Origin of the sequence: Daejeonella sp. (assembly GCF_036405355.1) — a bacterium.
GTDB lineage: Bacteria > Bacteroidota > Bacteroidia > Sphingobacteriales > Sphingobacteriaceae > Daejeonella.
The window spans coordinates 1-7880 of record NZ_DASWXT010000114.1 but is presented as its reverse complement, the minus strand read 5'-3'; the positions used below and the strand labels follow the sequence as shown (position 1 = coordinate 7880).

6 protein-coding genes are annotated in these 7880 nt (G+C 40.6%); all 6 read right to left on the bottom strand.

From position 1 onward, the window contains the following. Window positions 1–1515: arylsulfatase (locus VGE44_RS13790; protein WP_331080082.1), on the bottom strand; the 1515-nt coding region annotated here is incomplete at its 3' end. An 88-nt stretch (window positions 1516–1603) separates the two neighbouring features. Next, entirely contained in the window at window positions 1604–2902 is a 1299-nt protein-coding gene (locus tag VGE44_RS13785; protein ID WP_331080080.1) for an amidohydrolase/deacetylase family metallohydrolase, read from the bottom strand. A 33-nt stretch (window positions 2903–2935) separates the two neighbouring features. Next, on the bottom strand, window positions 2936–4174 hold the full coding sequence (locus VGE44_RS13780; RefSeq protein ID WP_331080077.1) for an amidohydrolase/deacetylase family metallohydrolase: 1239 nt from the start codon (window positions 4172–4174) through the stop codon (window positions 2936–2938). A 58-nt stretch (window positions 4175–4232) separates the two neighbouring features. Then, a complete protein-coding gene (locus VGE44_RS13775; protein ID WP_331080074.1) occupies window positions 4233–5489 on the bottom strand; it encodes an amidohydrolase/deacetylase family metallohydrolase in 1257 nt (418 codons plus the stop codon). A gap of 141 nt (window positions 5490–5630) precedes the next feature. Next, a complete protein-coding gene (locus tag VGE44_RS13770) occupies window positions 5631–6851 on the bottom strand; it encodes an aminotransferase class V-fold PLP-dependent enzyme (protein ID WP_331080072.1) in 1221 nt (406 codons plus the stop codon). 130 nt (window positions 6852–6981) lie between these two features. Next, window positions 6982–7880: SusD/RagB family nutrient-binding outer membrane lipoprotein (locus VGE44_RS13765; RefSeq protein ID WP_331080069.1), on the bottom strand; the 899-nt coding region annotated here is incomplete at its 5' end.

Sequence of the window (7880 nt, the reverse complement as noted above, 5' to 3'; positions counted from 1 at the left end):
AACTTCCCAATAACCACATTTATCGGTCTGATTAACATAAGCTCCGGGACCTCCCCAATCGAAGCGGGATAACTGCACATTCTTTTGAAATAGAGTTCCTAAATAAATCCGCTGAGGCCAGTCCGGACCACGATCCTTAATTGCCTGATCAAACCAGTTCTCATACTTTGTCAGCATACTTTTAACTATCTCAGGATGTTGTCTGGCAATATTATTGATTTCACTGGAATCTTTTTCTATGTCATATAACTCAAGATTCGCGATCATTTTCTTTACATCTGCCTCAGTAGGACGGCTGATATCACCATAAGGATCATCAGTTGGAGAAATTAGTTTATATCGCTGTCCGCGAACCGTAAAATGGAAGTATTTGAATGGCTCAGAACCAGCATGTCCCTGAATGAAAATTTCACGTTCAGGAAGTGCTTTTACCTTCCCAATTAATAAGGGCATCAGAGATACTCCGTCAAGTTTCAGACCTTTAGGTACTGGAATATTACACGCTTCCAGTAGTGTTGGCATTACATCTATATGAGCAGCAAGATTGGTGAATTTTATGCCCTGCGGAATTCTAGCTGGCCATTTAATAAAGAATGGAGCACGAATACCATTATCATAGACACTTGTTTTAGTTCCTCTAAGATTCATGTTATACCGATCGGGATAGAGATCATTTTTAGTCCTTTTGGTCCTTGGACCATTATCAGACATAAAGATAACAATGGTGTTATCCTCAATTCCAAGCTCTTTAAGTTTAGCCAGTAAGCGGCCAATATTTGCATCAACATTGGCAACCATACCATAAGTACGGGCATTCAATTCATGAAGACCCATTTTGCGAAATGGATCGGCCCATTTATCGCTAACAGTTAGAGGAAAATGCGGGAGGTTAGTGGCATAAAAAGCAAAGAAAGGTTTGTCCCTGTTCTTATCTATAAAACTGAGGGTTGCATCAGCAAAAATATCATCGCAATAGCCCTCAAATACTTTCTTCACATTATTATGTTCGAGAATTGGATTGAAATAGGAATTTCCAGGAGGATCAGAGGCCTGGCCTATTCCTCCACCCTTGTGAATAAGGGTTTCCTGAAATCCTTTGTCTGATGGTCTCATAGGATAACTGTCACCCAGATGCCATTTGCCAAAAATTCCGGTACTATATCCTGCCTCAGACAGCAACCTTGCAATCGTAACTTCAGAGGATTTCATCAAATGAGATGTCTCGGTTACTCCCACCACTCCTGTCCTGTAATTATCACGTCCTGTGAGCATACTTGCACGCGTTGGTGAGCAATTGAAATTGACAATAAATTGTTTGAATTCAGCGCCTTGCTTAGCAATAGCATCCATATTCGGGGTTTTAAGGACATCATTATTGTGTAAGCCAATGTCCCCGACACCCTGATCATCAGTCATGATCAACAAAATATTTGGTCTTTTCTGGGCATAAGTGTTCTGAGCTTCAAAGCTTAGATTCAGAAATACAAAAAGACAGATTAGCTTTAAACAGGACATATGAAACCCAATAATTTAAAATAGAAATAACATTTATAACAAAATGAATATCAATTAGTTAAACTGACAGATATCCTATCAAATGCAATTATTGTAAATGTGGTTTTGAAGAAATTGCATTCAGATCATAAACAACCCGCCCCCCTTTTATTGTCAACTGACATTCGAATCTGCGCTTACCTTCCTGCCTGTTTCCAACAATATCCTTGAAGCCAAAATCTCCCTCACGCATACTGATTACTGTAATGTCAGCAACAGCACCCTTAGATAGATTTCCAAGCTCAGGTCTCTTTATGGTAAGAGCAGGTGTCCATGTTGCTGCTTTTATAATAGATGGAATATCCATTCTCAACGCTAAAAAAACAGAAAAAACATTCATTTGATCTTTCATAGCGCCATTAATACTGGATGCATGCAGATCTGTGCCCAGAGTATTGGGATAAAACCCTTGTTTCATCGCCGGAATAGCTGTTCTATAATCAAAACTACCACTACCAAAGCCGATATCAAAAATTAATCCGTTCTGCTGAGCTTTACGCACGAATGGTTTGACTAATTTAGTTTCAGTATCAATAATGGGCTCTCTTACTCCGGGAACATAGCAGAAAGAATGTGTGTAGATATCGCCGGGGCGGAGATACTTAAAAAAGAGTTCTTCCAAAGATTGATTTCCACTGCCAAAATCAACCATAACAGGCATATCAGCAATTTTACCAGCCTTAGTGAGCCGCTCAACCGGAGTCCAGTCGGCCTTACCAAAATGGGCAAGCTTAAAACCTACCACATATTCCTTGTTTTCTAATGCTGCAGCAGCGGTCTTTTCAGAATCCATATCACCTATGTTCTGTTCATATTCTCCACCACGCATTCCTTCGCCAACAATATTGAGCATTGAAAGTACCCGAGTAGCTGAGATGTCGATAATATTCTTCTTAAAGGTCTGAAAGGATTTCCATCCTGCACCACCGGCATCAACTACAGTAGTTACACCAGTTCTGAATGTATAACTATCAGGAATTACAGCAACCGAACCATTACTCAGATAGTCACTTTTTGAATGGCCGTAAAAAACATGGGTATGGATATCAATAAGACCGGGACTAACGTACATTCCCTTAGCATTTACTACCTGAAGGGCTAAGGCTGTGTCAATATTTTTGGCTACGAGTGCAATTTTAGGTTCAGCAACAGGCTGACCTTTAATTGATGGAGGAGCAATTTCAGTTGCAATATCCATCACCTCATTAATGTTATTTTTAGGGTCAATCACATGACCGCCTTTAATAACAATACCATAAATTCTCTTTTTGGAGACTACACCTTGAGAATAAGCATCGAATCCTGGAACAGAGAGAGCCAAAAAACAAAGAAAAAACAGTCTTGACATAATAAAAATTAGGAATCTAAATACCCTGGATTATTACTTTGCAATGGGGGATGCAATTGCATTGAGATCATACATAATCTTGCCACCCTTAATTGTCATTTCACACTCCAGTTTTTGAGTTCCTTCCTGCCTGTTCATTGCAATATCCCTGAATCCAAACTTACCCTGACGGAGGCTCAGAACAACAATATCTGCTATAGCTCCCTCCGAAAGATGACCTAATTCTGTGCGTTTGATTGCCTGAGCAGGCCTCCAGGTACTACGTTCAATTACAGATTGCAGATTCATACCCATTGCAAGGTGTATTGACAAGACATTCAACTGATCCTTCATAGAACCATTCATACTCCCAGTATGGAGGTCGGTACCCATCAGATCAGGCAAAAAGCCAGCTTTAATTGCCGGAATAGCCTGATTGAAGTTGAAACTTCCGCCACCAAAACCAACGTCAAAAATAATTCCTCTCTTTTGAGCAGGGATAACAAAAGGCCTTAATTGTCTGGTCTGAAGATCGACTATAGGATCCCTTCTTTCCAGTTCGGTGAACACGTGAGTATATATATCCCCCGGTCTCAGGTATTTAAAAAAGAGATCTTCAATTGGCAGTTTCCCCCCTCCAAAATCAATAATTACCGGCATATTAGCTAATTTACCAGCGGCAACTATGCGTTCAACAGGCGTCCAATCCGGGTTAGTAAAATGTGCAAGCTTAAATCCAACTACATGTTCTTTATTATCTAAAGCAGCTTTTGCGGCAAGATTGACATCCATATCACTAACATCCTGCTCGTAATCACCACCTCTCATACCCTCTCCTACAATATTCAGGAATGCTAAAATTCTGGTTTGAGATTTATCAATGATATTCTTTTTAAAGGTGTCAAATGATTTATATCCCGGACCTCCACAGTCTACCATAGTGGTTACACCTGAACGAAAGCTAAATCCATCTGCTGTTACACCCACATCACCATTACTTAAATAACTGTTTGGCTGGGTACCCCAGAAAACGTGTGCATGGACATCGATAAGACCGGGAGTAACATACATCCCTTTCGCATTTACGACCTGTTCAGCTTGAGCAGCATCGATATTCTGTGCTACTTTAGCAATCTTACCGTCTTTAATGGCGACATCCATCAGGGCATTAATATTGTTCTTTGCGTCAATCACTCTGCCACCCTTGATTAGGGTATTATATAGTTTACTCTGAGCATTTGTAAATGTTGCCAGGAAAAGCAGAACCACAACTAAAATTGGGAATTTCTTCATTGCATTATTTCTAAAATCTTTAAATAAAAATCAATAAACTGATTTTTTAGCCTATTATTTATTTGCTTTGCGCCGAAGTACTGGCTATGGCATTCAGATCGTAAACAATTCTTCCGTTACGAATAGTCATTTCACACTCAAACCGTTGTTTACCTTCATTTCTGTTGCCAGCGATATCTCTAAAAGCGAAATTTCCGTTACGTACTGTTAAGATTGCTACATCCGCCCCGGATCCAACGGAAAGGTTGCCGAGTTCTGGTCTCTTAATAGCTTGTGCAGGCGCCCAGGTACTACGGGAAATCACCCCCTGAATATCCATTCCCATGGAAAGGAAAATCGAGAGTACATTCAGTTGATCTTTCATTGCACCATTCATACTCCCGGTATGAAGGTCTGTCCCCATCGTATTGGGCAAAAACCCAGCCTTAATTGAAGGAATAGCCTGATTGAAGTTGAAACTTCCTCCACCAAAACCGACGTCAAAAATAATCCCTCTTTTTTGGGCAGGAATTAAAAATGGCTTTAGCTGACGGGTTTTTAGATCTACAACAGGATCTCTTTGAACCAACTCAGTATAAACATGAGTGTAAATATCTCCAGGACGAAGATATTGAGTAAACAATTTTTCGATAGACAAAGGAGCATGCGTATTATCACCACCAAAATCAATAATTACCGGCATATCTGCCAGTTTACCTGCCTCAACTACACGTTCTACCGGAACCCAGCTTGCAGCAGCAAAGTGAGCAAGTTTGAATCCAACCACAATATCTTTATTTGCTAAAGCTTTATCAGCGGCCTTCTTAGCATCCATATCATTAATATCCTGTTCATAAGGATTGCCTCTCATACCATCACCGACGATATTCAGAAAGGATAAAACTCTTGTTCTTGAACGGTCTATGATATTTTTCTTAAATCTGTCAAATGATTGCCAGCCTGCGCCTCCACAATCAACAACCGTTGTTACACCCGACCTGAATGTGTAAGGATCGGGTGCAAGGGCAGAAAATCCACCACTTAATCCCCGATCATCTGTGCCTGCAAAAACATGGGCATGCAGGTCAATCAAACCGGGTGTAACGTACATCCCCTTTGCATCCACAATCTGTGCTGCAAGTGAAGGATCAATATTTTTAGCAACTGCGGCTATTTTTCCGTTTTGGATAGCCACGTCCATCAATTCGTTTATATTATTCTTTGCATCAATTACATGCCCCCCTTTGATCAGGATGCTGTAAGTTTTTGTTTGTGCCTGAGCAAATACAGCAAACATAATAAAGCCGGAAAGAAGCAGAAAGGATATTCTTTTCATAATTTGTATTGTGTATTGGTAAATTTTGGTTAGAGGTATTAGGGAATAGGTTTTAGGGAATAGAGATTACAATGAGCAATTCTTAAATCTGATTGCTCAATACTAATACCTAACGCCTAATCCCTAACCCCTCAAGCCCATTTAACTCATCGCCGCTTTGGCAAGCTCCTGCTGAACCCGTTTAGCAACAAGTTTATCTTCTCCATTCTTCAGCATAAATACTGTAATATTGATAGCATCCTGACTGGTCATCACTTCAACTGACGGGCTTCCATCCTGAAGATTTTTCAATAATTGCCTTGGTGTGATCTTTACTTTATTCTGATCCCAGGATATTTTAATTGCAGGAGTGTGATTTGCTACAGGAGGAACAAAAACATCAGCACTAACTCCGTCGACTTTTTTTGCAGCATTTACAATTACCGCAACCCGATCTTCCCACATTTTCCACTCTGCTACATGATCTGTATTAATGTATTTGTCGAGAGCAACATACATTCCCAGTATTTCTTCTTTGTTTACCTTCATACCACGACCGATATTGCCGCCATTAGGTGGTGCATTAAGGCGTGCAGCAGCAATCAGATCCTTCTTACCCATCAAAATTCCTGCGCTCTGAGGGCCGCATATAGCTTTACCTCCAGAAACACAAACCAGATCAAAACCCAGATCATTGTACTTCCAAAGATTTTCAACAGGAGGTACATCTGCAGCCATGTCAATCATGGTAGGAATATTGTGCTTTTTACCGATGGCAACAAATTCTTCATGTTTAATCTTACCCATAGGACCACTGGAATTCAGGAACCACATCATAGCCGTTTTACCGGTGATGGCTCTTTCCATTTCTTCGGCAGTTTCAACCTCAACTACCTTGATACCTGTATTGGTCAAAGCGTGAACATAACCAACATTATGAGTTTTCTGAACGATAACTTCAGAACGGTCGAACGTTGAAAGATCAGGCAATAAAGACACTTTCTTTCTATCCATTCTGGTTAAGATACCGGCAGTTCCCAAAACAAGGGCCGACCAGCAGCCTGCAGTAACCATAGCCGATTCAGCATGACACATTGCAGCAATTTTCTCCCCAACTTTATCCTGAACCTCGTTAATCATCACGAAGTGTTTAGAAGCAGATTCAATGGTATCAATAACTTCATGATGCATCAATGAGGCAGTCATGGTCGTATAAGTACCAGCAGCATTAATAAAGGTTCGTAAACCCAGTTCTTTAATCACATCACGTTTGGCAGCAGCTGCAGCCGGAGCGGCCAAAGATTGCAGCGGAACACCTGTGCCAACAGCAGCTCCTGCAATCGGGGCTACAGACAGGTATTTAATAAGTTCTCTACGTTTCATAGTATTGTTTTTGTTTTTATTGATTTATTCTTAAACAATAAAAGGAGACCTTTCGATCTCCTTTTATTGATCATATAGCTAATATACAAAATGAACACTTCTTTTCATATTGCTTCAGCTTTATAACGTATTAGTTACTTTGACCGGTACCAGGACCAACATCCCACCACATTCTGCCTTGAAGAAGGTCAACAGTCTCCTCAGAATAATTCTGACGCTTGATTGCTTCAAAATAATTATCAGGGTTTACATTGCGCTCTTCAACTGGCAAAGAGAATCTTCTCCACATTTTACCAGCGGTAACATTTCCAGGATATGATACTTTCTGTCCGGAACCATTATCCCAATTCGCATAATTAAATACAGGATATTTGGTACGTCTCCAGTTTGAATAAACTTCATAATCATTTCCAAGCAATGATACCCATTTCTGAGTTGAAATTGCCTCCAGTTGCTGAGCGAATGTACCTGCTACAGGATATGGGTTTGCTACAAGATAAGCATCAACCTGAGCACTAGAAATCACACCGGAATGAGGAGCAACAGTTGGCCATAATGCCCATTGTGCCATTGCCGCACGAACACCATTCTCATAAGCAGCCTGAGCAGTTGATCCAACACTCCATCCTCTTGCAGCAGCTTCAGCAATAATTAAATAAGCTTCAGCAGGGCCCATCGTAATGATAGGAGAACCTCTGTCAAGGTAAAGCAGAGATGGTTCAGAGTAGGTATCAAAATCAGTAGGCCGGGTATTGATACTTCCATTAACCATTCCACGCTGAGCGGCAGGAGTATTATTTGGAGTATATGAACCACCCGATGGTACCCAAACAACAGAGATAACAGGTAAACGTGGATCTGAAGTGTTTTTCAGATGATCGATAAATTTACCAGCCCACTTGCTACCTTCAACAGTATCACCACCAGGACTTGTAAAATCACCTACAATGTAAGTATTTACCCTAGGGTTAAATTGACCCTGAACGTTAGCATACTTGATGTAAGCGATATCTCCAAAAGCAGTCATCA